The sequence below is a fragment of the Streptomyces sp. NPDC001889 genome, from assembly GCF_053594535.1.
On the sequence record NZ_JBSFER010000021.1, the window covers coordinates 36606 to 62446 of the forward strand.

The 25841-nt window shown below is 72.2% G+C and carries 22 protein-coding genes; 15 read left to right on the forward strand and 7 right to left on the reverse strand.

Going from position 1 to position 25841, the window contains the following annotated elements; all coding sequences use genetic code 11:
• The first annotated feature begins 56 nt into the window (after positions 1-56).
• A complete protein-coding gene (locus ACWCRA_RS24285) occupies positions 57-644 on the forward strand; it encodes a 5-formyltetrahydrofolate cyclo-ligase (RefSeq protein ID WP_351546621.1) in 588 nt (195 codons plus the stop codon).
• Here ACWCRA_RS24285 and ACWCRA_RS24290 read toward each other — a convergent pair.
• On the reverse strand, positions 628-3471 hold the full coding sequence (locus ACWCRA_RS24290; protein ID WP_451068578.1) for a penicillin acylase family protein: 2844 nt from the start codon (positions 3469-3471) through the stop codon (positions 628-630). The two genes, ACWCRA_RS24285 and ACWCRA_RS24290, sit on opposite strands and share 17 nt — an antisense overlap.
• A 312-nt stretch (positions 3472-3783) precedes the next feature.
• Here ACWCRA_RS24290 and ACWCRA_RS24295 point away from each other — a divergent pair, with 312 nt between their 5' ends.
• The 6 genes from ACWCRA_RS24295 to mscL all read left to right on the forward strand — a co-directional run bounded on the left by ACWCRA_RS24295 (position 3784) and on the right by mscL (position 9905).
• A complete protein-coding gene (locus ACWCRA_RS24295; protein ID WP_351546626.1) occupies positions 3784-5223 on the forward strand; it encodes a potassium/proton antiporter in 1440 nt (479 codons plus the stop codon).
• A 505-nt stretch (positions 5224-5728) separates the two neighbouring features.
• Positions 5729-7024, forward strand: a complete 1296-nt coding sequence (locus ACWCRA_RS24300) for an MFS transporter (protein WP_451068579.1) — start codon at positions 5729-5731, stop codon at positions 7022-7024.
• Between the two features lie 69 nt (positions 7025-7093).
• Positions 7094-7429 carry an FmdB family zinc ribbon protein gene (locus tag ACWCRA_RS24305; protein WP_351546632.1) on the forward strand — a complete coding sequence of 112 codons (336 nt, stop codon included), beginning with the start codon at positions 7094-7096 and terminating at the stop codon, positions 7427-7429.
• A gap of 81 nt (positions 7430-7510) precedes the next feature.
• Positions 7511-8350: an S-methyl-5'-thioadenosine phosphorylase gene (locus ACWCRA_RS24310; protein ID WP_351546635.1), complete on the forward strand. Its 840-nt coding sequence runs from the start codon at positions 7511-7513 to the stop codon at positions 8348-8350.
• Between the two features lie 322 nt (positions 8351-8672).
• Positions 8673-9191 carry a hypothetical protein gene (locus tag ACWCRA_RS24315; RefSeq protein ID WP_351546638.1) on the forward strand — a complete coding sequence of 173 codons (519 nt, stop codon included), beginning with the start codon at positions 8673-8675 and terminating at the stop codon, positions 9189-9191.
• Between the two features lie 168 nt (positions 9192-9359).
• Positions 9360-9905, forward strand: a complete 546-nt coding sequence (gene mscL / locus ACWCRA_RS24320; RefSeq protein WP_351546641.1) for a large conductance mechanosensitive channel protein MscL — start codon at positions 9360-9362, stop codon at positions 9903-9905.
• A gap of 64 nt (positions 9906-9969) precedes the next feature.
• Here the strand turns inward: mscL and ACWCRA_RS24325 are convergent, their stop codons facing one another.
• A complete protein-coding gene (locus ACWCRA_RS24325; protein WP_351546644.1) occupies positions 9970-10176 on the reverse strand; it encodes a hypothetical protein in 207 nt (68 codons plus the stop codon).
• A 245-nt stretch (positions 10177-10421) separates the two neighbouring features.
• Here ACWCRA_RS24325 and ACWCRA_RS24330 point away from each other — a divergent pair, with 245 nt between their 5' ends.
• From ACWCRA_RS24330 to ACWCRA_RS24340, 3 genes are all read left to right on the forward strand, one after another.
• Positions 10422-11579: a low temperature requirement protein A gene (locus ACWCRA_RS24330; protein WP_451068642.1), complete on the forward strand. Its 1158-nt coding sequence runs from the start codon at positions 10422-10424 to the stop codon at positions 11577-11579.
• Positions 11580-11591: 12 nt separating this feature from the next.
• Complete coding sequence (locus ACWCRA_RS24335) at positions 11592-12695, forward strand: P1 family peptidase (protein WP_451068580.1); 1104 nt, start codon at positions 11592-11594, stop codon at positions 12693-12695.
• Between the two features lie 144 nt (positions 12696-12839).
• Positions 12840-13715 carry a DUF6227 family protein gene (locus ACWCRA_RS24340; RefSeq protein WP_351546650.1) on the forward strand — a complete coding sequence of 292 codons (876 nt, stop codon included), beginning with the start codon at positions 12840-12842 and terminating at the stop codon, positions 13713-13715.
• A gap of 50 nt (positions 13716-13765) precedes the next feature.
• On the opposite strand, the gene ACWCRA_RS24345 is transcribed toward ACWCRA_RS24340, so the two are convergent.
• Entirely contained in the window at positions 13766-15373 is a 1608-nt protein-coding gene (locus ACWCRA_RS24345) for an MFS transporter (RefSeq protein ID WP_451068581.1), read from the reverse strand.
• Between the two features lie 63 nt (positions 15374-15436).
• Between ACWCRA_RS24345 and ACWCRA_RS24350 the strand changes: the two genes are divergently transcribed.
• Positions 15437-16474, forward strand: a complete 1038-nt coding sequence (locus ACWCRA_RS24350) for a helix-turn-helix transcriptional regulator (protein WP_451068582.1) — start codon at positions 15437-15439, stop codon at positions 16472-16474.
• Between the two features lie 125 nt (positions 16475-16599).
• Here ACWCRA_RS24350 and ACWCRA_RS24355 read toward each other — a convergent pair whose 3' ends face one another.
• Positions 16600-17601 (reverse strand): sigma-70 family RNA polymerase sigma factor, encoded by a 1002-nt coding sequence (locus ACWCRA_RS24355; RefSeq protein ID WP_351546659.1) that lies wholly within the window; start codon positions 17599-17601, stop codon positions 16600-16602.
• Between the two features lie 148 nt (positions 17602-17749).
• Here ACWCRA_RS24355 and ACWCRA_RS24360 point away from each other — a divergent pair, with 148 nt between their 5' ends.
• Positions 17750-18421, forward strand: a complete 672-nt coding sequence (locus ACWCRA_RS24360) for an N-acetyltransferase family protein (protein ID WP_451068583.1) — start codon at positions 17750-17752, stop codon at positions 18419-18421.
• Between the two features lie 48 nt (positions 18422-18469).
• Positions 18470-19582 carry a questin oxidase family protein gene (locus ACWCRA_RS24365; protein ID WP_451068584.1) on the forward strand — a complete coding sequence of 371 codons (1113 nt, stop codon included), beginning with the start codon at positions 18470-18472 and terminating at the stop codon, positions 19580-19582.
• Between the two features lie 27 nt (positions 19583-19609).
• Here the strand turns inward: ACWCRA_RS24365 and ACWCRA_RS24370 are convergent, their stop codons facing one another.
• Positions 19610-20389 (reverse strand): dioxygenase family protein, encoded by a 780-nt coding sequence (locus ACWCRA_RS24370; protein WP_351546833.1) that lies wholly within the window; start codon positions 20387-20389, stop codon positions 19610-19612.
• A gap of 102 nt (positions 20390-20491) precedes the next feature.
• On the opposite strand from ACWCRA_RS24370, the gene ACWCRA_RS24375 reads away from it, so the two are divergent.
• Positions 20492-21028 (forward strand): MarR family winged helix-turn-helix transcriptional regulator, encoded by a 537-nt coding sequence (locus ACWCRA_RS24375; RefSeq protein WP_451068643.1) that lies wholly within the window; start codon positions 20492-20494, stop codon positions 21026-21028.
• A gap of 222 nt (positions 21029-21250) precedes the next feature.
• On the opposite strand, the gene ACWCRA_RS24380 is transcribed toward ACWCRA_RS24375, so the two are convergent.
• Together ACWCRA_RS24380 and ACWCRA_RS24385 are read right to left on the reverse strand one after the other, a co-directional pair.
• A complete protein-coding gene (locus ACWCRA_RS24380) occupies positions 21251-22783 on the reverse strand; it encodes an MFS transporter (protein WP_351546668.1) in 1533 nt (510 codons plus the stop codon).
• A gap of 261 nt (positions 22784-23044) precedes the next feature.
• Positions 23045-23680 carry a TetR/AcrR family transcriptional regulator gene (locus tag ACWCRA_RS24385; protein ID WP_351546839.1) on the reverse strand — a complete coding sequence of 212 codons (636 nt, stop codon included), beginning with the start codon at positions 23678-23680 and terminating at the stop codon, positions 23045-23047.
• A 646-nt stretch (positions 23681-24326) separates the two neighbouring features.
• Here ACWCRA_RS24385 and ACWCRA_RS24390 point away from each other — a divergent pair.
• Positions 24327-25661, forward strand: a complete 1335-nt coding sequence (locus ACWCRA_RS24390) for a M6 family metalloprotease domain-containing protein (RefSeq protein ID WP_451068585.1) — start codon at positions 24327-24329, stop codon at positions 25659-25661.
• Positions 25662-25841 lie beyond the last annotated feature (180 nt).

Here is a 25841-nt window from a genome sequence, read left to right on the forward strand (position 1 = left end):
CCGGTGACCCGGATATCCACAGACCGCAGGCCCTCGACCCGACAGTGAGCCAGGACATGACCGAGAAAAGGGCAATTCGCCGCGAATTGCTGGACGCCCGCCGACTGCTCCCGCCCGAGGAGGTCCGCGCGTCCGGGGCGGCCCTGGCGCGCCGCGCGCTGCTCCTTCCGGAGCTGTCCGGCGCGGCCACCGTCGCCGCGTATGTCTCCGTGGGGCGCGAGCCGGGCACCCGTGAGCTGCTCGACGCGCTGCGCGAGCGGGGCGTGCGCGTCCTGCTGCCGGTGCTGATGGACGACGACGACCTGGACTGGGGCGAGTACCGGGGCGCGGACCGGCTGGTGGCCGCCGGGCGCGGGCTGCTGGAGCCGGACGGTCCGCGCCTCGGCCCCGAGGGGGTGCTGACCGCCGGCACCGTTCTGCTGCCCGGGCTGGCCGTGGACGGCCGGGGCATGCGGCTCGGCCGGGGCGGCGGTTCCTACGACCGGGTGCTCGCCCGGCTCGCGGCGGCGGGCGCGCACCCGGCGCTGGTGGTGCTGCTGTACGCGAACGAGGTGGTCGCGCGGGTCCCGGAGGAGCCGCACGACCACCCCGTACAGGCTGTGGTCACCCCCGAGGGGGTGCGGAGGTTTACGGCTTCAGCGTGAGGGTGTCGACGGTGTTCGTCTCCACCGCCTTCTCGCTGAAGGACCAGTCCAGCAGCTCACCGCCGGCCCACTTGTCCGTCTGGTCGGTGTAGTGCGCGCTGTAGGCGTGGCCGGAGGCGCCGGAGAGGTTGATCCAGTCCGACTTGTCCCAGTCGCCGACATTGACGACCATCCGCATCGAGGGCACCCAGACGACGTCGTAGCCGGCCGCCGCGTTCCAGCCGGTGGCGTTGACGGTGGCCTCGCCGCCGCCCAGGTTCCACGGGCCGCGGTTGAGCAGGTGCTGGAGGAGGCCGGGGCCCTCCGTGCCGAGCGTCTGGTTCTTCAGCGTGAGCTGGTGCAGCCTGCCCCAGCTCCAGCTGTCGATGTCCTTGCCGAGTTCGGCGGTCAGCTCCCAGCGGGCGTCCTTCATGGCCCGGGCGAACAGCTCGTCCCGGGTGTCGGTCGCCTTGCCCGAACGGTTCTCGGGCGAGCGCCACCAGGGGTTCTTCTCGTCCTTGACCATGTTGCGGACCACCTCGAACCAGCGGTCTCCGCCGTCCGGCTGCGCGGAGTCGGCGTCGCGCTCACCGCACTCGATCACCCGCTCGTTGAGCTGGTCGTCGGGGACGGTGCTCTCGGCCGGGCGGACGCTCAGGCACTCGCCCTCCACCCGCAGCTCCTTGGGCAGCTTGTTGCCGAAGGAGAGCTTGAGGACATTGCGCCAGACCGCGTTGAAGTAGGCGGCGGCGGCCGAGTCCGGCTCCTGGGTGTAGTCCCAGGTCTCCAGCAGCTTCTGCGCCTCACGGACATGCGGGTCGTCGATGTCGATCTTCAGCAGATAGGGGGTGAGGAGCTTGGCGATCTCGCTCGCGTTGTCCATCTGCATGGTCCGCATGTCCTCGGTGGAGATCTTCCCCCCGCCCTTGATCTTCGACTCGATGAGGTTGTTGATGCGCTGGCTGCGCGCGCCGTAGCCGTAGTCCTCGGTGAGCAGGTACGGGTACGTGTCGGCGTCGACGACGGCCTGGTTGGCGGTGACGATGTAGCCGCGCTCAGGGTTCAGCTCGTACGGCATCTCGTCGAAGGGGACGTACCCCTTCCACCGGTACTTCGGGTCCCAGCCCGGCGCGGGCGCCGAGCCGTCGCCCGCGGCGCGCCGGGGGATCTTGCCGGGTGCCTGGTAGCCGATGTTGTTCTCGCTGTCCGCGTAGATCAGGTTCTGCGAGGGGACCTCGAAGTTCCTGGCCGCCGCGCGGAAGGAGTCGAAGTCGTTCGCCCGGTTCAGCTGGAAGATGGCGTCCATGGACTTGCCGGGCTGGAGCGCGGTCCACTGGAGGGCGACGGCGTATCCGGTGGCGCGGTCGGGCGCCGCGTTGGAGACCGGGGCCTTCTGGCCGACCTGCTCCAGTTCGGAGTCGCGGTCGGAGACCAGCGGGCCGTGCTCGGTGGCGCGGACCGTGATCGTCTTGGGCTTGCCGCCCGCGACCTCGATGACCTCCTTGCGGGTGGTCAGCTCCTTCTGCTCGTCGCCCACCTGGTAGGTGCTGCCGGTGAGCTTCTCCAGGTAGAGATCGGTCACATCGGCACCCAGGTTGGTGAGGCCCCAGGCGATGTCCTGGTTGTGGCCGATGACCACGCCGGGCATTCCGGAGAAGGTGAAGCCGGCCGTCTGGTACTGGCAGGAGGCGGAGACCTTCCGGCAGTGCAGACCCATCTGGTACCAGAGGGACGGAAGCTGCGGGGCCAGGTGCGGGTCGTTGGCCAGCAGCGGCTTGCCCGTGGTGGTGTACTCGCCGGAGACGACCCAGGAGTTCGAGCCGATGCCGTTGCCGTTCGGCCCGAGCAGCGCGGGGATGGTGTCGAGGGTCTCGGAGAGCGCGGAGAGCTGGGTGGTCAGGCCCTGGGTGGCGTCGGCGGGAGTGCCGCCGGGGTCGGTGGTGCCGGTGGAGGCGCCGGTGTTTCCGCCCGTGCCCTGGGTGCCCTGGGTGCTCTGGGCGCTCTGACTGCCCGGGGTCCCCTGGGCGCTCTGGGTGCCCGGGGTCCCCTGCGTACCCACGGAGCCCGACGGCTCGGCCTCGGGGTCGAACTTCCCGGTGACCGGGTCGATCCCGCCCCGATCCATAATCGGCTTGTTCCGGTCGTACGGATAGGCCGGATACAGCTCCTTGATCTGCTTCTCGTTCAGCCTGCTCGTCAGCAGCGAGCGGTCGATCTCGTCCTGCATATTGCCGCGCAGGTCCCACGCCATGGCCTTGAGCCAGGCGACCGAGTCGACCGGGGTCCACGGCTCGGGCCGGTAGTCGTTGGTGAAGGCGAGCGCCGCGTACTCGACGGACAGCTCTTCGGCGCCCTTGCCCTCCATATAGGCGTTGACCCCGGCCGCGTACGCCTTGAGGTAGTTCTTCGTCTCCGGCGTGAGCTTCTCGTCGTATTCCTTCTGCGCGACTCCGCGCCAGTCCAGCGTGCGCAGGAAGGCGTCGGTCTCGACCTGGTCCTCACCGAACATCTCGGAGAGCCGGCCGGACGTCATGTGCCGGCGTACGTCCATTTCCCAGAAGCGGTCCTGGGCATGGACGAAGCCTTGGGCGCGGAAGAGGTCCTCATCGGTGTCGGCGTAGATCTGCGGAATGCCGAAGTCGTCGCGCTTGACCTCGACCTCGCCGCGGAGGCCAGGGATCTCTATCGTGCCGGTGGTCTGCGGGAAGGAGGCGCGCACGGTACTGACACCCCAGTACCCGCCGTATCCGATGCCGCCGAGCAGCGCCAGCACCAACAGAATCACGAGCAGGCGGGCGCGTCGCCCCTTCTTCTTCTTGGGGGAAGAGGCGGTTGTGTTGGAGGGCATCGCTGTCCTTCGAGGCGCAGGCTGATCCAGGAGTGCTGGGAGCAACCATAGGCGCAGCACCCCGCCGCCCCTGACGCGGTATCCGAAAGCCGTCCCCCCGGCCGTGGCGGAGCCGCGCTGTTCACGGGGACGGCGGCGGGGCGTCCGCGAGGAGGATGATCCCCGTATCCGGCGTCAAGAAAACGTTAAAGATTAGGTAAGGTAACGAAGTGTCGCCGCCCGGATCAGCGATCCGGCACGTAGAGGCGCCAGGGGAAGGATCGGCCACTGACTGTCCAGCAGCTCAACGAACTCCTGCTCATCTGCTCGCTCGTGCTGCTCATCGCCGTGGCGGCGGTACGCATCTCCTCGCGCAGCGGACTCCCCAGCCTCCTGCTCTATCTCGGCATCGGAGTCGCCATAGGGCAGGACGGCATCTTCGACGTCCGGTTCAACGACGCCGAACTGACGCAGGTGATCGGCTATGCCGCGCTCGTGGTGATCCTCGCCGAGGGCGGGCTGGGAACCAAGTGGCAGGAGGTGAAACCCGCGCTGCCCGCTGCCGTCGCGCTCTCGACCGCCGGTGTGGCCGTGAGCGTGGGGATCACCGCCACGGCGGCGCACTATCTGGTCGGCCTGGAGTGGCGGCAGGCGCTGATCATCGGCGCGGTGGTGTCCTCGACGGACGCCGCGGCCGTCTTCTCCGTCCTGCGCAAGGTGCCGCTGCCGTCCCGGGTGACGGGTGTGCTGGAGGCGGAGTCGGGCTTCAACGACGCCCCTGTGGTGATCCTGGTGGTGGCCTTCTCGGCCGCCGGTCCGGTGGACCAGTGGTACCTCCTGGTCGGCGAGATCGCGCTGGAGCTGGCGATCGGCGCGGCGATCGGGCTGGCCGCGGGGTTCGTCGGGGCCTTCGGGCTGCGGCATGTGGCGCTGCCGGCGTCGGGTCTGTACCCGATCGCCGTGATGGCCATCGCGGTGGTGGCGTACGCCGCCGGGGCCATGGCCCACGGCAGCGGATTCCTCGCGGTCTACCTCGCCTCGATGGTCCTCGGGAACTCGAAACTGCCGCACGCCCCCGCCAACCAGGGGTTCGCCGAGGGGCTCGGCTGGCTGGCGCAGATCGGGATGTTCGTCCTGCTGGGACTGCTGGTGACCCCGCACGAGCTGGTGGACGACTTCTGGCCCGCGGTGATCGTGGGTCTGGTGCTGACGGTGGTGGCCCGGCCGGTGTCGGTCTTCCTCAGCCTGCTGCCGTTCCGCATTCCGCGGCGGGAGCAGATCCTGATGTCGTGGGCGGGGCTGCGCGGGGCCGTGCCCATCATTCTGGCCACCATCCCCATGGTGGGCGGGGTGGAGGGCAGCGCCCGGATCTTCAACATCGTCTTCGTGCTGGTCGTGGTCTACACGCTGATCCAGGGGCCGACGCTGCCCTGGCTGGCCAGAGCCCTGAAGATCGGGCCGGCCGCGCCGTCGGACCTCGGGGTGGAGTCGGCTCCGCTGGAGCGGCTGCGGGGGCATCTGCTGTCCGTGGCGATCCCGGCGGAGTCCAGGATGCACGGGGTGGAGGTGGCGGAGCTGCGGCTTCCGCCCGGGGCGGCGGTGACGCTGGTCGTACGGGACGAGCGGAGCTTCGTCCCGATGCCGTCCACCGTGCTCCACCGCGGCGACGAACTCCTCGTGGTGGCCACCGACCCGGTCCGCGACGCCGCGGAGAGACGGCTGCGCGCGGTGGGCCAGGGCGGGAAACTGGCGGGCTGGCTGGGCACGGGGTAGAGCCCGCGCACCCTGGCGGGCGCCTCCCGGGAGGCGCCCGCCAAGGACCGCCTTGCCCGGCTTCAGCGAAAGCCCGGACAAACCCAGCGCCTCCGGCGCTTGAGCAGCGGCGGTTCGGGGGGCAGACCCCCGACCAGGACCGGCGCCACGCGCACACCCTGCGCCGCAGGAACCGCCCCCGAACACCGGACAAACCCAGCCCCTCCGGCGCTTGAGCAGCGACGGCCCGGGGGCAGGCCCCCGACCAGGACCGGCGCCGTGCGGGCACCCTGCGGCACAGGGACCGCGACGGACGGGCCGCGAAGCGCGAGGCCCGGGAGCTGTACCATGGAGCCGCACTTGATCGAACCACCTCTGCCTGACGCAGAGCTGGCGCGACCGTATGGCGGCCGACGCGTCCCCCCGGACCCGGTACCCGGTATCTACCGCAGTCCCGCGCGCAAGAGGACAGCTCTCGGTCGCCCCCGCCCCGGGGGACACCACCAGGCGGCAGAAAGGCCGGACCGTGGAGTCCACGGTCACCAAAGACCCCCGCCCGGGGTACGGGCAACTGCTCCGCACCCCCGGCGCCTGGACCTTCCTGCTCCCGGGCTTCGCCGCCCGGCAGCCCTTCGCGATGCTCACCATCGGCATCGTCCTGCTGGTCCAGCACACCACCGGCTCGTACGGCAGCGCCGGCGCCGTCGCCGCCGCCACCGGCGTGTCGATGGCCCTCTTCGCCCCGCAGAGCGGCAAACTCGCCGACCGCTTCGGCCAGCGCGCCGTCCTCCTCCCGGGCGTCCTGATCCACACCGCCTCCGTGTCGGCCCTCACCGTGCTGGCCCTCGCGGACGCCCCGCTGTGGGCACTGTTCGTCGCGGCCGTGCCCACGGGAGCGTCCGTACCGCAGGTCGGACCCATGGTCCGGGCCCGCTGGGCCGCCAAGCTCGACGGCTCCCCGCTGATGCAGACGGCGGCGGCCTTCGAGTCGGTCACCGACGAGTTCACCTTCGTGGTCGGCCCGGTCCTCGCCACCGCGCTCTGCACCGGCGTCCACCCGGCGGCCGGCCTCATCGCCGAGGCCGCGCTCACCCTCACCGGCGGTCTGCTGTTCGCCGCGCAGAAGCGCACCCAGCCGCCGGTGCGCCGGGACTCGGCCCACGGCTCCGCCCCGCACGTCTCGGCCCTCTCCATCCCGGGCGTACGGGTCCTGGTGGTGACCTTCCTCGGCATCGGCTCGGTCTTCGGGGGCATGCAGGTCTCGCTGACCGCCTTCAGCGAGGAGATCGGCAACCCGGGTGTCAACGGACTGCTGTACGGGATCTTCGCGGCGGGCAACATGCTCGCCGGTATCGCCTGCGGCGCGATCGTCTGGAAGCGCGGCCCCCTCCGGCGGGTGATCATCGGCTACGCGGGTCTGACCCTGGCCGCCTCCGCGCTCTGGGCGGTGGACTCGGTCGCCCTGCTCGCCGCGCTCGGCCTGCTGGTCGGCCTCTGCATCGCCCCCGCCCTGATCGGCGGGTACACCCTGGTGGAGTCGCTGGTACCGGCATCGGCCCGGACCGAGGCCTTCACCTGGCTGACGGGCGCGGTCGCCCTGGGCCAGGCGACGGCCGTGACGATCTCCGGTCAGCTCGCCGACGCGAACGGCGCGAGCGCCGGTTTCGTGGTGCCGCTGGCGGGAACCGCGCTCGCACTGGTCACTCTGGTCACACTCCGGGCACGGCTGACGCCCCAGGGCGACACCACGGGCGCCGCGGGGCTCATCGCGGCCCGTGGGGCGAGTGGGATGGATCACCGCGCGCGGGTGACGGTGGACTGACGCAGCGGAATACGTCACTATGGACCGTCGTTAGCACTCATTGAGTGAGAGTGCCAGGAGGAAGACACAGTGCCGACCTACCAGTATCAGTGCACCGAATGCGGCGAGGGCCTCGAGGCGGTGCAGAAGTTCACCGATGACGCTCTGACCGTGTGCCCGAATTGCGAGGGACGCCTGAAGAAGGTGTTCTCCGCGGTCGGCATTGTCTTCAAGGGCTCCGGCTTCTACCGCAACGACAGCAGGGGCTCGTCGTCGAGCAGCACGCCTGCCGCGTCGTCGTCCACGTCGAAGACGTCCGACGCGAAGCCCGCTTCGTCCTCGGCCTCTTCCTCGTCGTCCTCCTCGTCGACGTCTTCTTCGTCGTCGTCGGGTTCCACGAGCTCCAGCGGCAGCTCGGCCGCCTGACGCCCCACCGTTCTCACCCGGGACCCCGCCGTTTCCACGGCGGGGTCCTCGGCGTTCCGGCCCGTCGATAGTGTGCTCGGCATGGCTAACGCGAACGCAGAAATCGGTGTGATCGGCGGCTCGGGCTTCTACTCCTTCGTGGAGGATGTGACCGAGGTCGAGGTCGACACCCCCTACGGCAGGCCCAGTGACTCGCTCTTCCTGGGCGAGGTGGCCGGCCGGAAGGTCGCCTTCCTCCCCCGGCACGGCCGGGACCACCGGATTCCGCCGCACCGCATCAACTACCGCGCCAACCTGTGGGCCCTTCGCTCCGTCGGCGTGCGGCAGGTGCTCGGACCGTGCGCGGTGGGCGGTCTGCGGGCGGAGTACGGACCCGGGACGCTGCTCGTGCCCGATCAGCTGGTGGACCGTACGAAGTCACGGGCCCAGAGCTACTTCGACGGCGAGGCGCGGGCGGACGGGGTGGTCCCGAATGTCGTGCACACCGCCTTCGCCGACCCGTACTGCCCGGCCGGCCGCGCCGTGGCGCTGAAGGCCGCCCGGGGCCGCGCCTGGGAGGCGGTGGACGGCGGGACGCTGGTGGTCATAGAGGGGCCGAGGTTCTCCACCCGGGCGGAGTCGCGCTGGCACGCGGCGGCGGGCTGGTCGGTGGTGGGGATGACGGGCCACCCGGAGGCGGTGCTCGCCCGTGAGCTGGCCCTCTGCTACACCTCCCTCACGCTGGTGACGGATCTGGACGCGGGGACCGAGACGGGCGACGGGGTCTCGCACTCCGAGGTGATGCGGGTCTTCGGGGAGAACGTGGGGCGGCTGCGGGAGGTGCTCTTCGACGCGGTGGGGGCGCTGCCCGCGACCGGTGAGCGGGACTGCCTGTGCCTGAACGCCCACGACGGCTGGGACCTGGGGCTGGAACTCCCCTGATCCGAACCCGGGCCGAACCCGGGCCGGGACCGGGCCGAACCCGAGTCGGGACCGAGGCCGTGGCGGGCCCTCCCTCACCTCTCCGGGTGAGGGAGTTGTCCACAGACCGGGGGCCGTCCACAGGCCCCGGCGGGATCGGAGCGGGGAGCGGATCGTGAGGGGTGCGAGGCCGGTGCGGACACCGGCCGGGCCGACTCCTCGACGACAGGCGGTGGCGCTGATGACCCCTCCCCCTCCCTCTTCACCTTTTCCTTCTCACTCTCCCTCCCCTTCTTCCGCTTCTTCCGCTTCTTCCGCGCACGGGGCGGGCACGGAGCCGTGGGTGCCGCAGTTCCCCCCGGTCCGGGTGCGCGGTGGCGCGCACCGGCTGCGGCGGGCGGTGCGCCGCAGGCGGCGGGCCGTGGCTGCCGGGGTGGCGCTGACGGCGGCGGCGCTGGCCGCATCGGCCCCCCGGGGCGCGGACAGCGGCCCAGGCGGATCGGACGACGGGGCGGGGGCGCGCGGCAGGGGCGGCGGGGCGTCCGCCACGACCGGGGAGCGCGCCGCCCGGCCCGCTCCCGCCCTGGTGTCGGCCCCGGTGCGGATCGCCGACGCGGCGACGGTCCGGCTGCTGCGTCCGGGAGACCGGGTGGATGTGATCGCCGTGCCGGCCCCGGCCGCGGGCCGCCACGAGGTGCCCGGCGCCCGGGTGGTGGCCAGGGGTGTCCGGGTGGCGGAGGTGCCGGGGGCCGCCGGTCCCCCCGAGGGCGGCGCGCTGGTGGTTCTCTCCGTCCCGCGCGCGCTCGCCGCCGAACTGCTCGCGGCGAGCGCGGTGGCCGGCCTCGCGGTGGCGCTGTGCTGAGCGCGCCGGGCGGACCGGGCAGGGGGCCGCTCGGCGCGGCCCCCGCTCGTACTGACGTGCCGACCCGTCACCTGCGCGCACGCGTGAAGTGGACAGTGCGACCCGGCCTTGCCGTAGGTTGCGGAGGGTTTCACTCCGTCCCCTGTTCATGCGAAGAAAGGCTCAGTGGTGAGCGAGAAGAAGGTCAGCGTTCTGGAGGGCTTCAAGGCCTTCCTGATGCGCGGCAATGTGATCGACCTGGCGGTGGCCGTCGTCATCGGCGCGGCCTTCACCCAAGTGGTGAACTCCGTGGTGAAGGGCGTCATCAACCCGCTGGTCGGGGCCTTCGGCACCAAGGATCTCGACGCCTACAGCTCCTGCCTCAAGGGCACCTGCAAGGTGGTGAACGGCGAGGTCGACGGGATCAAGATCCTGTGGGGTTCGGTCCTGGGCGCCATTCTGACCTTCCTGATCACCGCCGCGGTCGTCTACTTCCTGATGGTCCTGCCCATGTCGAAGTACCTGGCGCGGAAGGCGGCCAGGGAGGCGGCGAAGGAGGGGACCAAGGAGATCGTGGAGCTGTCCGAGCTGGAGGTCCTCAAGGAGATCCGCGACGCGCTGGTGGCGCAGTCGCGCGGTGGCTCCGGCACGGGCTCCGCGCCCGGCTCGGGTCCCGGCTCCGGTCCGGGGACGGGCTTCGGCTCCGGCCCCGGCGCGGGGCCCGACCGGCTGTAGCGGCACCGCCGGGCGGACCGTCCGCCCGCGCACGGCGGACGGAGGGGGCGCGGCCGGTCCCGGCTCAGATGTGGTGGGGCGGCTTCTCGTCGAGGAAGCGCGCCAGGTCGGCGGCGCCACCGCCGCTCGGGGAGGGCCGCTCACCCCACCCCCGGTCCGTGTCGTCCGAGGACTGCTGGTCCAGCGGATCGTCGAAGACGATCCTCGGCTCGGGGGCGTCCGGCCGGGGGCGCTTCGCGTCTCGCGGTCCGGGGGCGGGGGCGGGGCTCATGTCTCCAGGGTACGGCGGAGGCGGCGCCCGGGGGGCCCGTCCGGACGGGGGGTCACCTGGTGGGCCCGCGTCCCGTCGCCCGGGGGCGGGACCTCTGCTGTCCTGGACGCATGACGCCCTCAGGCACCTCCGGGAACAACGGCACCGGCGGGACCACCGGCGGCTCGCGCTCCGTGCCCGGCCGGGAGAGCCCCGACCCGGAGACCCCGGGCCCGGAGGGCGACGCGTACGAGCCGCTGCGGCACATGACCCCCCGGCGCCGGGACGAGCCGCACCGCGCGGCCACCCCGCTGGAGCTGTTCTTCGATCTCTGCTTCGTCGTCGCCGTCGCCCAGTCGGGCGCCCAGCTGGTCCACGCGCTGGCCGAGGGTCACCCGGGCACCGGGTTCATCGGCTACTGCTTCGTCTTCTTCGGCGTGTGGTGGGCCTGGATGAACTTCACCTGGTTCGCCTCGGCCTACGACTGCGACGACGTCCCCTACCGGATCGCCACCCTGGTGCAGATCGCGGGAGTCCTCGTCTACGCCGCCGGGGTGCCGCGCGCCTTCGGCGCCAACGACTGGACGATCGCGGTCATCGGCTATCTGATCATGCGGCTGGCGCTGACCACCCAGTGGCTGCGGGCGGCGGCGGCGGAGCGCGGCCCGGCCCGGAGGACGGCCCTGACGTATGCGACCGGCATCGCGCTCTGCCAGGCGGCCTGGGTGGTGCTGCTCCTCGCCTCGCAGGGCTCCCGGCACTGGCTGTTCCCGATCGTGGTCGTGGGCGAGCTGCTGGTGCCCCCGCTGGCCGAGCGGCACCGGGAGACGCCGTGGCACGCGCGGCACATCGCGGAGCGGTACGGGCTCTTCACCCTGATCGTGCTGGGCGAGACGATGGCCGGCAGCACGGTGGCCGTGCAGTCGGCGCTGGACGAGCACGAGGCGGTCGGCGAGCTGCTGCCCATCGCCGCCGGAGGGCTTCTGATCATCTTCTCCGCGTGGTGGATCTACTTCGCGGTGCCGGCGCACGAGCGGCTGATCTCCAACCGGCAGGCACTCCCCTGGGGGTACGGCCATGTGCTGATCTTCGGTTCGGCCGCCGCGATCGGCGCGGGCATCGAGGTGGCGGTCGAGCACGGGGTGGGTGTGGCGCCGGTCTCCTCCTTCGCGGCGGCCTCCGCCGTCACCGTGCCCACGGCGGTGTTTCTGCTGATGGTCTGGCTGCTGCACGCGCGGCACTTCAAGCACGGCGTGGTGCGGCAGCTGCCCCTGCCGGTGGCGTCCGCGGCGATCCTGGGCTGCTCCTTCGCGGGTGGTCTCGCGGTGCTCGCGGCCGGGCTGGTCGCGGCGGCGACGGTCGCGGTCGGTGTCGCGCTGAGCCACCGCTCGCGTCCTGCCGTACCCGTCCGGCAGGTCCCGTGATACGCAGTGCGCATGAGCGACACAGGGACGGGTGGCGGAGCGGACACGGCGCGCGCCCCCGGCAGCGGGCGGGCGGGGCCGGCGGACGGCCCGAGGGACGGGCTGACGGATGTGGCCGGGCTGCGGGTCGGCCACGCGCGGGTGCCGGGCGCGGGAGCGCTGAGCGGGACCACCGTCGTCCTGGCGCCGGAGGGCGGGGCGATCGCCGCCGTGGATGTGCGGGGCGGGGGCCCGGGGACGCGGGAGACCGATGCGCTCGATCCGCGCAATCTGGTCCAGCGGATCGATGCCGTCGTGCTGACCGGCGGCAGCGCGTACGGCCTGGACGCGGCGGGCGGGGTGATGGCCTGGCTGGAGGAGCGGGGCCGGGGTGTCCCGGTCGGCGGGCCGGGGCGGGTGGTGCCCGTGGTTCCGGCCGCCTGCGTCTTCGACCTGGGGCGCGGCGGGGACTGGCGGGCCCGGCCCGACGCCTCCACCGGACGGGCCGCGATCGAGGACGCGGCCCGCCGGCCGTCCGGCGCACCGGTGGAGACCGGTTCCGTCGGAGCGGGCACGGGCGCGGTCGCCGGCGGGCTCAAGGGCGGGGTGGGCACGGCGAGCACGGTCCTGGCGGACTCGGGCGCCACGGTGGCGGCCCTGGTCGTGGTCAACGCGGTGGGCTCGGTGATGAATCCGCGCACGGGCGGCCTGTACGGGACGGACGCCGGGGAAGGGGTGCCCCCGCCCGCGCCCGGGGTGCACCGGGAGGCGCTGCGGCGGCTGGAGCGGGCGCGGTCGGCGAGCGGGCCGCCGCCCCTGAACACCACCCTCGCCGTGGTCGCGACCGACGCCCGTCTCACCCGTGCGCAGGCGCAGAAGCTCGCGGGGACGGCGCACGACGGCATCGCGCGCGCCGTGCGGCCGGTACACCTTCTCAACGACGGTGACACGGTCTTCGCGCTCGCCACCGACGGGGTGGAACTGGCCGCCGGGAATCCTCTCGCGCTCAACGAAGTGCTGGCCGCGGGCGCGGATGTGGTCAGCCGGGCGATTGTGCGGGCGGTGCTGACGGCCACCGGTACGAGCGGACCCGGCGGGGTCTTTCCCTCGTATCGGGAGCTGTACGACATCAACTGATGCACGCGCTATGCCCGTTGAGGCGATCCGGGGAACTTCACAAAGACTTGCTTCGTTTTTCGCAACGACTGGACGAGGTGTCAGACCGAGGGGCTACTTTTAGCAATCAACGAGTTACTTGTGGCGACGGCCTGGAGACCCACCTTGAACGATCCGTATGAGACAACCGAGACACACCTCGAACGACTCCTGGGTCGGGCGCTGAACTCCTTCGATCTGCCCGATGCCACGGTCGAGCGGCTGGAGTCGGCGCTGGCTCACGCGAGTTCGCTGCACTCCTCGCACCACAGCGGCTCGCTGGACCGCGCGACCTACCGGCACGCGTATCTGCTGAGCGACGGCAGCTCGCTCGTGCTCTGGGAGCTGGTCCACAGCAGTGGCGCCGACCATCCCGAGCAGCACGAGCTGTACACGGAGGAGTCGGAGGTGCGGCTGGCGGCGTCCCGGCTGCCCGCGGGCTTCCCCGGGTTCGCCGACTCGGGCGAGCCGGGGAGCGGTGCGCTGTCGGCGTTCCGCACCGCCGGGTTCACCGACGGGCCGGAGCTCTCCGATCCCGCCGACCGCGACCCGGCCGACCGCGACCCGGCGGATCGCGGGCGCACCGGCCCGATCGGGCTGGAGGCGGATCTCGACGCCGACTTCGCGCTGCTCGCCGGGCTGATGTCCGCACCCCCGGCGGCGCTCCCCCGGATGTATGTCCCGGACAATTCGGCGGACCACGCCCGGCGCGTCCTCCGCCGCGCGGAGAACGCGGACCGGCCGGGCGAGAAGACGGCGAGGATGCTGCGCTCCGCGTTCGCGCACCACATCACCCAGGTCTCCGCCCGGCAGTGCCGGGTGGCGGGCAAGGACGCGGGCTTCACCCTCTACGAGCACGCGTTCCTCCTGCTCGACGGAGTCGAGACCAGTCTGTGGGAGGTGGAGCACACCGCCACCCCGGACGGCCGCCACATGTGCGAGGTCTACGGCGCCGAGCACACCGCGCGCGAAGCGATGGAGCTGCGCGCACGGGTGCGATGACATCGATGCCGGAGCCGTCCCTTCCGGGGTGAGCCCGTTTCCGCGACCGGTCAGTGCGCCAGCACCGGCTCCCGTTCGCGGCCCTCTCCCGGTCCGTCGGGCTCGGTGCCCTCAGGGCGGTGCTCCGGGTGCGCCGGCAGCGCGAACATCAGCAGGAAGATCCCCAGCAGTATCCCCGAGACCCACCACATGGAGTTCTGGAACGCGCCTCCGAACGCCTCGGCGAGCGCTTCCCGCGCGGCCCCGTCCCCGGCCGCCGTACCGGCCCCGGCCTCGCCGCCCGCTCCCGAGTGCTCGGAGAAGCCGTCGCCCACCGAGCCGTTCATGGCGCCGAAGAAGACCACGGACACCAGCCCGAGACCGAGCGCGTTGCCCGTCTGTCCCACCGTGTTGATCAGCCCGGACGCCGAACCGGCGTGCCGGCGCGGCACCTCGGCGAGCACCGCGTTGGTCAGCGGCGCCACGATCAGCCCCATGCCGAGCCCCATCAGCACCAGTGGCCCCATCATCTGCCAGGGCTCGATCCCGCTGCCGTAGTGCTCGGCCTGCCAGCTGTAGAGCAGTATTCCCGCGGCCATCGTGGCCACGCCCGCCTGGAGCACCTTCCGGCCGAAGCGCGGCACCAGCTTCTGCACCGACACCCCGGCCGCCAGGGACACGGCGATCGAGAACGGCACACCCGTCAGCCCGGCCCGCAGGGCGCTCCAGCCCAGGCCGATCTGCATATAGAGCGTCCAGACCAGGAAGAACACCCCGAGGACCACACCGAAGGTGAGCTGGACGGCGATACCGGCGGCGAAGCTCTTGATCCGGAACAGCGACAGTTCGACCAGCGGGGAGCCGTCCTTGCGTGTCTTGTACCGCTCGTAGACCACGAAGAGGGCGAACACCAGCGGGCTGGCCGCCATGCACAGATGCCCCCAGAGCGGCCAGCCCAGCTCACGGCCCCGGGTCAGCGGGTAGATCAGCATCAGCAGTGCCGTGACGACCAGGGCGACCCCGGGCAGATCGAGCTTGAGCGCCTTCGGGGCACGGGACTCCACGATGTAGATCCGGCCGAGGATCAGCGCGGCCACCCCCACCGGAAGGTTGATCAGGAAGATAGGCCGCCAGGCGAGACCGAAGAGGTCCCACTCCGTCAGCAGCGCCCCGAGCAGCGGACCGGAGACCGCGCCCAGGCCGACGACCGCGCCGAAGAGCCCGAAGACCTTGCCGCGCTCGTGCGGCGGGAACGTGGTGTGGACGATCGCCAGCACCTGCGGCACCATCAGCGCGGCCATCGCGCCCTGGAGGAGCCTGGCGGCGACGAGCACCTCGGCGCTCATGGCGAGTCCGCAGAGCGCGGAGGCCGCGGTGAAGCCGGCGACGCCGATGAGGAAGATCCGCCGGCGGCCGTGGATGTCGCCGAGCCGGCCGCCCGTGATCAGCCCGGCGGCGAAGGCCAGCGCATACCCCGCGGTGATCCACTGGATGGAGCTGAAGGAGGCACCGAGGTCCTGCTCGATGCTGGGGATCGCGATGTTCACGATGGTGACGTCGACCAGGTCCATGAAGGCGGCGGTCATGATGATCGCGAGGGCGATCCATCGTCGCCGGTCCGATGGCGTGTCCGGCACAGCTGTTCCGGGCACGGTCGGCTGTTGGCTCTGTGGGCTCATGAGAGCGACCCTAGGACTCGTTTAGGCCGGAAGCGGTCCTCATTCGCGGGCATCCTGGTGGTTATGACGGACACTCCGGCACGGCTGCTGAATCTGCTCTCCCTTCTCCAGACCCCGCGTGAGTGGCCCGGCAGTGAACTGGCCCAGCGCCTGGAGGTGAGCAAACGGACCATCCGCCGCGATATCGACCGGCTGCGCGATCTGGGCTATCCGGTCGAGGCGACCCGGGGCGCGGTCGGCGGGTACCGGCTCGTCGCGGGGGCGGCGATGCCCCCGCTGCTGCTGGACGACGAGGAGGCCGTCGCGATAGCCGTCGGGCTCCGGGCGGGGGCGGGCCATGCGATCGAGGGCGTCGAGGAGGCGTCGGTGCGGGCGCTGGCCAAGCTCGAACAGGTGTTGCCGTCCCGGCTGCGGTATCGGGTGAACGCCCTCCAGGCCGCCACGATCCCGCTGACCCAGGGCGACGGCGCGACGATCGACCCCCGCACCCTGACGGCCATCGCGGGCGCGGCGAGCGGGGAGGAGCAACTGCGCTTCGACTACCGGTCGGCCGACGGCACCCCGACCAAGCGGCTGGTGGAGCCGTACCGGCTGATCTCCACGGGCTACCGGTGGTATCTGGTGGCGTACGACACGGTACGGGAGGACTGGCGGACCTTCCGGGTGGACCGGGTCTCGGAACCGCTGGCGACGGGTGCCCGGTTCACCCCCAGGGAACTGCCGGCGGCGGGTGCGGAGGCGCTGCTGAGCCATGGCGTCGCACCGCCTGAGAAGTACGAGGCCGAGGTGGGGTTCGACGCCCCGGCGGCGCTGGTGAGGGCTCGGCTGCCGGAGTCGTTCGGGATGCCGGAGGCGACGGGTGAGGCGTCCTGTCTGCTGCGGCTGCGCTCGTCGTACTCGACGGAGTGGCTGGTGTTCCGGCTGGCCCTGGTGGGCTGCGACTTCACCGTGCACGGCCCGCCCGAGCTGGCGGCCCGGGCCCGGGCCCTGGGCGCCCGGCTGACCCGTGCCGCGACGACGCCGGCCGGCGCGGCGCGGGAGCAGGCCCGCACCGCGGGGAACGGCCCGGCGGCGGGGGACGGGACCACCGCGGCCGGGTGAGGTGAGCACCCGCCCCCGGACAGGAAAGGACCCCGAGGCCGGGGGGAAGGCCTCGGGGTCCGGCTCTGGGTGGGACGGTCGTCGGGGAGCCCGCGCGCGGCCGGGCCCGGATCGGGCACGACGGCTCAGGCCGCCGCGTCGAAGCCCGTGTCCCTGGCCATCCGCTTCAGCTCCAGCAGAGCGTGCTTCTCTATCTGCCGGATGCGCTCCCGCGTCAGCCCGTGCTCCTTGCCGACCTCGGTCAGCGTCCGCTCGCGGCCGTCCACGATGCCGTACCGCATGCGGATGATCGAGGCGGTGCGCTGGTCGAGCTGGCCGATCAGATCCTCCAGACCCTCGCTGCGCAGCAGGGTGAGCACCGACTGCTCGGGCGAGACCGCGGAGGTGTCCTCCAGCAGATCGCCGAACTGTGTCTCGCCGGCGTCGTCCACCGGCATGTTGAGGCTGACCGGGTCGCGCGCCCAGTCCAGCACGTCGGTGACCCGCGCGGGCGTGGAGGCCAGCTCCTCCGCGATCTCGGCCGGCTCGGGCTCCCGGCCCTTCTCGCGGTTGAACTCGCGCTGCACCCGGCGGATTCGGCCCAGCTCCTCCACCAGGTGGACGGGGAGCCGGATGGTGCGCGACTGGTCGGCTATGGAACGGGTGATGGCCTGGCGAATCCACCAGGTCGCGTAGGTGGAGAACTTGAAGCCCTTGGCGTAGTCGAACTTCTCGACCGCGCGGACCAGGCCCGCGTTCCCCTCCTGGATCAGGTCGAGCAGGGGGAGGCCGCTGCGCGGATAGCGCCGGGCCACCGCCACGACCAGCCGGAGGTTCGACCGGATGAAGACGTCCTTCGCCCGCTCGCCCTCGGCCACCAGGGCCTCCAGTTCCTCGCGCGAGGCGCCGCCCGCTTCACTCTCGATCTCCTTGCCGAGGATCTGCCGGGCATAGACACCCGCCTCGATGGTCTGGGACAGCTCGACCTCCTTGGCGGCGTCGAGCAGCGGCGTGCGCGCGATCTCGTCGAGGTACATGCCGACCAGGTCGCGGTCGGCGATCTCCCCGCCCACTGCGCGAACGCTGCTGGCCCGGCCGGTGGTCCTCGTGGTCTCGGACTGGCGACGGGCGACGGCACGGGTTGCCATGCGAGCTCCCTTGCTGAGTAGGTCGCGACACCCTTCCGGGTGCCCTGCATCCGATGGAAACAACGACTGGAATCCGGACAGAATTCCCAAGCCCCACTTCGATTTTTACGATCTTGCAGTACCCTGTCCGACCATCAGGGGAGGACGCATGCCTAAGGAACCGGTAGAGGTGCAGGTCAGAGCGGGCGCGGAGGCCGATCTGCCGGAGCTGACAGCGCTCTACAACCACTACATACGTGAGACGCCCATCACCTTCGACACCACTGTCTTCTCCCCGGAACAACGCCGCCCATGGCTCCGTTCCCACCCTGAAGACGGCCCGCACCGTCTTCTGGTTGCTCGGGATGTCCGATATGCCGAAAACCGGCCGGGAAGCGCCCCCGGGGACACCGAGGCGGACCGCCAAGGGCACCGCCCGGGGCACGACCCGGCGGACGACCCGGCGGACCGCCAAGGGCAGCACGCCCCGGCGGACCGCCCGGAAGGCAGGCCCTGGGGCGGCCTCCTCGGCTACGCGACCAGCAGCCCCCTGCGCCCCAAGGCCGCCTACGACACCTCCGTCGAGGTCAGCGTCTACTGCGCCCCCGAGGCGGCGGGGCTGGGCGTCGGCACCCTGCTCTACAAGTCCCTCTTCGAGGCGCTGGAGGGCGAGGACCTGCACCGCGCGTACGCCGGGATCACCCAGCCCAACGAGGCGTCGACCCGGCTGCACACCCGGTTCGGCTTCCGCCCGGTCGGGACGTACCGCGAGGTGGGACGGAAGTTCGGCCGCTACTGGGACATCACCTGGTACGAGAAGGAGCTGGGACCTCAGGTGTAGGACTCCAGCCCGTTACGGAGCCTCACGGACCGCGCCTACGGTCGGGCCATGGAGACCACCGGCACCTTCCCCGCAGCGCCCGCCCCCACCGGCACCCCGGCACGGCACGCCCCCGGAGCCCCGGCCCAGAACACCACCGGAGCCCCGGCCCAGGACACCAGCGGAACCCTGGACGAGGCGCTGGAGCGCATCCACACCTCCGGTCCCGAGTTCTACGGCTTCCTGAGCAATCACGCCCCGATGGCCGTGGAGGCGCTCGTGCGCCACGGCCAGGCGGCGGGCGTGCACCGCTGGTTCGACCGCTACAGCGAGCGGCTGGAGGAGATGCCGCGCGGCGGCAACCCGGTGACCCCGGAGAACTGGCGCGAGGCGCTGGGCGACCCGGGCCGGGTGGCCGACTGGATCGTCCACTTCGAGCGGGAGACCACCGAGCGCCCCTGGCGGGAGGTGCTGACCGAGTGGTGGCCCCGGCTGCTGCCGGGCATCGCGGGCAGCGCGACCCATCCCGCGATCCGGGTGGGCCACGCCGTGCGCACCCTGCTGAGCGGCGAGGAGACCGCCCCCCGGGTCGGTGAGCTGGCGCAGGCCCTCGGGTACTGGACCGCCCGGCATCTGCCGCTGCCGGAGGTGCGGACGCTCGGCGCCCCGCCCGGCGCCGCGGCCGCGCTGGACGCGGTCCCCGCCGTCCCCGACCAGTCCGGCGGGATCGGGGACCGGTTCGCCCAGCTGACCGCCCTCCCCGGCTGGCCGCTGGGCGTCACCGGCCCGGAGGACGCCCGTGACCGGCTGCGGGAGCTGGTGGCCGCCTCCACCCGGCGCTACGCCGCCCATGGCCACGCCGACCCGGTGATGCTGGTGCACGCGGCGACCGCGCCCAACGCCGTACTGCGGACCCTGCCCGCGCTCCCCCGCGAGCTGTGGCTGCCCAGCCTCGGCGCCGCCTGGGCCGCGAGCGCGGGGGTCACCGCCGCGTACAGCACGGCCGATCCGCGTCCGTACACCCTCACCGACGCGACGGCGGAGGAGGTGTTCGAGCGGGCGGCGGCGCACGGCGACGACCACACCATCAAGTTCGCGGACACCGCGCTCGATGTCGGCGACAGCCTGGCGCTGACCGCGGCCGTGGGCGCCATCGAGTGGAATCCGCCGCTGCTGACCTGAGCCTCCCCGCCCCCGCGCGGACGGCGCTCAGCCGAACTGCACCGAGCGCTTCGCCAGCCCCATCCAGAAGCCGTCGATCACGCTCCGCCCGCTCTCCGGCTCACCCTCGGCGGCCCCCATCGTGACGAAGAGAGGTGCGAAGTGCTCGGTGCGCGGATGGGCCAGTCGTCCGGCGGGGGACTTGTGCTCGAAGTCCAGCAGCGCGTCCACGTCTCCCGCCGCCAGCGCCCGCTGCCCCCAGTCGTCGAACTCGGCCGACCAGCCGGGGACGCCGGAGTGCCGCAGCGCCGCCAGGTTGTGGGTGAAGAAGCCGCTGCCGACGATGAGGACGCCCTCGTCGCGCAGCGGGGCCAGCCGCCGCCCGATCTCCAGCAGTTTCCCCGGATCGAGGGTGGGCAGGGAGATCTGGAGTACCGGAATGTCAGCCTCCGGGAACATCTCCACCAGCGGTACGTACGCGCCGTGGTCGAGGCCCCGGTCGGGGATGTCCTGGACGGGCCGGCCGGGGCCGCGCAGCATCGCGCGCACGTCCTCGGCGAGCCTCGGGGCGCCCGGGGCCGCGTACCGCACGGTGTAGTAGTGCTCCGGGAAGCCCCAGAAGTCGTACACCAGCGGCACCGTCACGGTCGCGCCGAGCGCCAGCGGGGCCTCCTCCCAGTGGGCGGAGACCATCAGGATCGCCGTGGGGCGCGGCAGCCCGGCCGACCAGGCGGCGAGCTGACCCGGCCAGAGGGGGTCGTCGGCGAGGGGCGGAGCACCATGGGAGAGGTAGAGGGCGGGCATCCGCCCGGCGGGGGTGGCGGTCATGGCGATGGCTCCGATCTTTGCTTGAAACTTCAAGCTGTGCCCTCAGCCTACGACCATGTAGTTCAACTTTCAAGAAGTGGTCGTAGAGTGGAGGGCATGACCGTGGAAGAGATGACGACGGCAGCGACGGCGGCGTCCCCCGGCGCGGACGGGCTCCCGCAGCGCTGGCTCACCGACGACGAACAGCGCGTCTGGCGCGCGTATCTCCACGCCACCACCCTCTTCGACGACCATCTCGACCGCCAGTTGCAGCGCGACGCCGGCATGCCGCACGTCTACTACGGGCTGCTGGTGCAGCTCTCCCAGGCCCCGCAGCGCCGCAAGCGGATGACCGAGCTGGCCATCGACGCCAAGATCACCCGCTCCCGGCTCTCGCACGCCGTGGCCCGGCTGGAGCGGAGCGGCTGGGTGCGGCGCGAGGAGTGCTCGTCCGACAAGCGCGGTCAGAACGCCGTCCTGACGGACGAGGGCTTCGAGGTGCTGAGGCGGGCCGCTCCGGGCCATGTGGAGGCGGTGCGGCAGGCGATGTTCGACCGGCTGTCGCCGGAGCAGGTGGGGCAGCTCGGCGAGATCATGCGGATCGTGGCGGAGGGGCTCCAGCCGCAGGACTCCGGCGCCGACCTGCCCTGGCTGCGGTAGCGGCGGCGGCCCCGGCGCGCGGTGGGGCCGCGCCGGAGCGCCGCGGTGCGCGGTGGGGCCGCGCCGGAACGCCACGGTGCGCGGTGAGGCGCTCCTCTCGGGCAACCACGGCGCCCGGTGGGGCCTGGTGGCACAAGCGGAAGGGCCCCGCCCGGATCGGTGAGCGATCCGGGCGGGGCCCTTCCGTGTCGGTGACGGGGTGTCCGTCCCGGCCCCGCGACATCAGTGCGCGATGACCGGCACCCTGACCTCGTCCTCGGCGCCGTCACCCGAACCGGACGGCGCGCCCATGTTGGGGCGGCCACTGGTGATGAGGGCGAAAGCGATCGCCGCCGAGACCACCAGGATGCCGACCGCCCACCAGATGGCGGAGGTGAAGCCGTGCACCATCCCCTGCATCTCCAGCAGCCGGGGGTCGGTCGCGCCGGCGGCCCGCGCGCTGACGTACGAGGTGGTGGCCGAGGCCGCGATCGTGTTCAGCAGCGCCGTGCCGACCGCGCCGCCGACCTGCTGCGAGGTGTTGACCATCGCGGAGGCGACACCGGAGTCGGCCGGGTCCACCCCGTAGGTGGCCAGGGACATCGCCGGCATGAACGCCGTACCCATGCCGAGGCCGAGCAGCAGCTGCGCGGGCATGATCAGACCGGCGTACGAGCTGTTCAGGTCGAGCTGGGTCAGCAGCAGCATGCCGGTCGCCGCGAGCAGGAAGCCGGGCGCCATCAGCAGCCGGGGCGGGACGCGGGTCATCAGCCGGGTGCCGATCTGGGTGGAACCCACGATCATGCCCACGACCATCGGCATGAAGGCGAAGCCGGTCTTCACCGGCGAGTACCCGCGGACGACCTGGAGGTAGAACGTCAGGAAGAGGAAGAGCCCGAACATCGCGATGACGGCGAGGCCCAGCGAGAGATAGACACCGCCCCGGTTGCGCTCGGTGAGGACGCGCAGCGGCAGCAGCGGGGCCTTGACCTTCGCCTCGGTGACGACGAACGCGGCCAGCAGCACCACGGAGGCGACGAACATGCCCACCGTCAGACCGTCCGACCAGCCCGAGTGCTCGGCGCGGGTGAAGCCGTAGACCAGCGCCACCAGACCGAGGGTGGAGAGGACGACACCGGGAATGTCGAGCGGGGACCGGTTGCGCGCACCCGCCGGCTCGCGGATCACCACGTACGCGCCGACGGCGGCGGCGATCGCGAACGGGATGTTGACGTAGAAGGTCCAGCGCCAGTTCAGGTACTCGGTGAGGAAGCCGCCCAGGAGCAGTCCGACCGCGCCGCCGCCACCGGCGATGGCGCCGTAGATGCCGAACGCCTTGGCGCGCTCCTTGGCGTCGGTGAACATCACCGCGAGCAGGGAGAGCGCGGCGGGCGCGAGCAGTGCGCCGAAGGCGCCCTGGAGCCCTCGGGCGCCGAGCATCATGGCCTCGGTGGTGGCGGCGCCGCCGAGCGCGGAGGCCACGGCGAAGCCGATCAGACCGACGATGAAGGTGCGCCGGCGCCCCCAGATGTCGGCGATCCGGCCACCGAAGAGCAGCAGTCCGCCGAAGGCGAGGGCGTAGGCCGTGATGACCCACTGCCGGTTGCCGTCGGATATGCCCAGATCCTGCTGGGCGGTGGGCAGCGCGATGTTCACGATGGTCGCGTCGAGCACCACCATCAGCTGGGCCAGCGCGATGAAGATCAGGGCCTTCCAGCGCCGGGGGTCCATGGTGCCGGCGGTATCAGGAAGAGAGGTATTGGCTGTTTTTGGCATGGGTCAGGCCACCTAGGGGTGCGGAAACGGTCAAAAGATTGCTGAAGCTGTCGGGGTGTCACGGAGGCCGCGCGCCGGGAGGCGAGTGCCGGGGAGGCGGGTGTCAGGGGGCGGGGCCGGGAGGCTGTGCCGGGGGGGGCGGGATGGCGCGGTGGTCCGAACTCCGCGCCGGGGGGCCGTGTCGCACCGCGCCCGGCGGTGCTCCGGTACCGACCCGCCGGTACGGAGCGCGTACGCCGTGGGTGCGCCGCCCGTGCGTCGTCAGTCGGTCATGGGAGCTCGCAGATCCTCGATGGTCGCCGCCCTGCCGGGGAGTTCGGAGCGCGCGGGGGCCTCCAGACCGTCCAGGAAGAGCTGGAGATGGCGGTGCACGAACCTGGCCATGTCCAGGCACTCGGTGCCCGGAAGCGGCCGGGAGAGCTGGGAGAGCGCGACCATCAGATCGCCGAGGGCGACATCGGTACGCATCCGGCCTGCGGCCTGCGCCCGCTCGATCAGCTCCACCATCGCCCGCTCCAGCCGCTCACGTCCGGCGTCGAGTTCGGGAGGGCCGCTGTCGAACGCGCCGGAGAGCAGGGGGCAGAGGGCCCCGATGCGCTCCTCGGCGGCGCCATGGACGAAGCGGCGCACCGCGTCGAAGGAGTCGGGCTCCTCGCCCATCGCCTCCTCGGCGAGCCGGGCGGTGCGGGACAGGACGGAGAGCACGACCTCGTGGATCAGCGCGGTGCGGTCGGCGAAGTGCCGGTAGAGGGTGGCGTTGCCGATGCCGGCGCGGCGGGCGATGTCGTCCAGGGGGACGCCGGGCCCGAACTCGACGAACATCTCACGGGCCGCGCCCACGATCCGCTCGCGGTTGCGGAGGGCGTCGGCGCGGGGGCGGGGGACGTGGCGGGCCACGGCGTCGCACGCCCGGTGCGGCCCGGTGGGGGGCGCGCCGGCGCGCTTGCGCGCCCCGCTGTCGTAGGTGCGCGCCCCGCTGTCGCGGGCGGGCGTTCCGCTGTCGTGGGCGTCCGCCGCGCCGTCGCGCGCGTCGGCCGCCGCGTCCGCCGCGCCGTCGCGCGTGCCCGCACCGACCCTGCCCGCCCCGGCTGCGCCCGTACCGATCATGTCCGTACCGGCCGTGCCCGTGCCCGTGCCCGCTGTGTCCGTCCCGGCGGGGCCCATGGGCGCCACCCCCTCTCGCTCTGCGTCGGCGTCTGATGAACATCACCCAAACGGGGAACTGCTCCCCGTTTAGCGGCGACACGAGTGCAAACGGGGAAGGGCTCCCCGGTTATTTCTCACCCTGCTGTGACTCGTGTCACCCGCCCGTCCGTAAGGGAAGCCCTCGCGGAGGGAGGGCCTCCGGCCCCGGATCGCCGGTCCGGGACCCCTCGAACGGCTCACCCCGCGCGCGCTCCACCCCCACCCGTCACAGGCTGATCTGACAGAGCGCAGCCAGGGACCGGCCTGCTGCCGGGGACCCGAAGGCGGCTGTATGCGGTACCCACGCCACCGGATACGCCGGCCGCACGGGATACGCCGGACCCATCGGACGGACCGAATGGACCGGACGGGCCGGATAGACCAGACGGGCCGGATAGACCAGACGGGCCGGACGGGCCGCATAGCCGGGACGGGCGACCGGGTCCGCCGGGGCCGCCGTATCGGCTGTGTCGCCGTCCTCACGGCGCTCTCCCTCGCCGGCCTGACCAAGGCCGGCGCGGAACTCTCCGCCCCCACCAAGGCATCGGCCGGACCGGTCGCCGCCGAGGCGACGGGGCTCGGCCCCTGCCGCATCCCCGCCGCCCTGGGCGTCCAGATGTCGGAGGGCATACCCACCCCGGCCGGCTACTCCCGCTCCACCGGCGAGGTCCGCGCCCTCAATCTGATGATCGACTTCTCGGACGCGGAGGGCGAGGGGAAGGCGCTGGACCGGCTGGCGGAGTTCTTCCCGCAGACCACGGAGTGGTTCAGAACCAGTTCGTACGGCCGGCTCAGCTATCGGCCGCACGCGCCGGTCACCGACTGGCTGAGGATGCCCCTGCCCTTCGAGGCGTACGGAATAGAGCGCGGCTCTCCCTATGAGCCCGGCTACCGCAAACTCGTCGAGGACCTGGTCACGGTCGCCGACCCGCAGGTGGACTTCGCCGCGTACGACCTGGTCAACGTGCTCGTCACCCCCAACGCCGGACCGTCGGCGCTGGACACCGTGCTCTCGGTGACCTTCTCCGGCAACCCCGAGGCGCCGACCGCCGACGGGGTGCCGCTCGCCAACACGTCCTTCGTCTACAGCCGCCAGGACGACGGTTCGGGGTCGTACGCCGAGACCGGCTTCCGGGTGCTGCCCCATGAGAACGGCCATGTCTTCGGGCTGCCCGACCTCTACACCGCCGAGGGCGGCGGCACGGTCGGCCACTGGGACATCATGTCCGAGGACTGGGGGGCCAACAACGACCTGCTGGGCTGGCACAAGTGGAAGCTGGGCTGGCTGGACCCGGGCCAGATCAGCTGCGCACCGGCCCCCGGCAGCGCCGAGTACACCCTGACCCCGCTCGCCACCGCCGGCGGGGCGAAGATGACGGTCGTTCCGGTGAGCGAGGACTCCGGTTACGCGATCGAGGTGCGGACCCGGGCGGGGAACGACGAGGCCATCTGCCGGCCGGGCGTGCTGATCTACCGCGTCCAGGGCGATGTGGACACCGGGCAGGGACCGGTCACCGTCGCCGACAGCAAGAAGGACAGCGGCGGCTGCACCCGGCGGCCGAATGTCCACGCGGAGCTGTCGGACGCGCCGTACCGGCCGGGGCAGACCTTCACGGACAGGAAGAGCGGAATCGCGATCACGGTGGTGCGGAAGGAGGGGGAGGGGTACCGGGTGCGGGTGACCCGCTCCTGAGGCGCGGGGAGGCCGCCGGCGACCCGTCGCCAGGTGCCCCCGCGCCAGGTGCGCCCGCGCCAGGTACCCCGCGCCCGGGTCCGGGGTTCGGGGTCCGGGGTCCGAGGTCCGAGGTCCGGGGTCCGGGGTCCGGGGTCCGAGGTCCGGGGTCCGGGGTCCGGGGTCCGAGGTCCGGGGTCC